Source organism: Sutterella seckii, assembly GCF_009183815.1.
GTDB classification, from domain to species: domain Bacteria; phylum Pseudomonadota; class Gammaproteobacteria; order Burkholderiales; family Burkholderiaceae_F; genus Sutterella; species Sutterella seckii.
Genome location: NZ_WEHX01000193.1, coordinates 1 through 1,165 on the forward strand (window position 1 = coordinate 1; position 1,165 = coordinate 1,165).

Here is a 1,165-nt window from a genome sequence, read left to right on the forward strand (position 1 = left end):
AACTAACCTTTAGATTTCAGTTAGTTGCCTTAAATCAAAACTAAGCCGGGATATGAATTTCTTTCAGACTCTGTTAACGGATTCCTGGGAATTCACGAAATTTTGAAAAGAGGTATTTTCTGAAAATGAAAGTCGGCGCAAAAACACCCTCCATTGAGTCCATCAGGCTCCTTCATACGCTCTGTCAGACGGAAAATCTGGCAGATGCGGCCGAGCGCCTGGGACTTTCGCTTCCCACTGCAAGCCGCATGCTCTCGCAGCTGCGCGAAGTCTTTGAAGACCGCCTCTTCACGCGCTTTCCCGGAGGACTCGTTCCCACGAGAAAAGCAAAGCTCCTCATGACGCGCACGGAAGCGGTGCTCGAAACCTACGATGCGCTTCTCGCGCCGCAGACATTCGATCCCGCCCGGATCGTCCGGGACATCCGCATCGGATGCGCCGACAATGCGCCTTTCTCAGTCTTTCCCAACTTTGCCAGGGAGCTTCTCGCTCAGGCGCCGGGCGTCATGATTTCCTACCTGCCGCTCTCGGATGATCGCTTTTCGCTTCTCTCCTCCGGAGAAATCGACTTTGCGGTCTCCCCCGTCATGACGCTCCCCCCCGGATTTCATGCGATCGAGCTCGCAGATACGGATTACGTCCTCACCGGAAGAAAAGATCATCCGCTGGCGCGCAAAGCTCAGAAGAACGCCGTTTCCACTGCCGATGTCCTCAGGCACGCCTTTGCCGATGTTTGCTATCACCCTCGTCCGGGGGCATCCTGGACGTCGCTCCGCGAAAGCGTTTTCCCGGCATGGACTGAGGGACGTTCCTCCATGAGAACCACGCAGTTTCTCTCGCTCATTCCTACCGTGGCGGAAAGCGACCTGCTGATGGTGCTCCCGCGGCGTACGGCCGAATACATGGAAAAAGGCGGCGACATCGTCATCATCCGGACTGAGGAGAAAAGCATTCGCCACAAGCCTCAGCTCATCTGGCACCACCGCGCAAACGACGACCTTGAGCTCCAGTGGGTGCGCTCGATCCTGCTTTCCTGCGCAAAGCGTGCGAACCCCTAGCTGACGCTCCCCGAAACTCATAACGCGCTCGGGTGATTAAGCACCGTTCCCATCGGTAAGAGCGTCGGCCTCAACCCCGCAGTGTTGACGACGCTCTTTAAAAATCT

General features: G+C 56.1%; 1 protein-coding gene. It reads left to right on the forward strand.

Features of this window, described 5'->3' with window-relative positions; all coding sequences use genetic code 11:
- The first annotated feature begins 125 nt into the window (after window positions 1-125).
- Window positions 126-1,058 (forward strand): LysR family transcriptional regulator, encoded by a 933-nt coding sequence (locus GBM95_RS11765; RefSeq protein WP_152159262.1) that lies wholly within the window; start codon window positions 126-128, stop codon window positions 1,056-1,058.
- The last annotated feature ends 107 nt before the right edge of the window (window positions 1,059-1,165 follow it).

Bases quoted from the DNA above. Each gene is read 5' to 3' on its own strand.
- GBM95_RS11765 (WP_152159262.1), top strand. From the start codon at position 126: ATGAAAGTCGGCGCAAAAACACCCTCCATTGAGTCCATCAGGCTCCTT.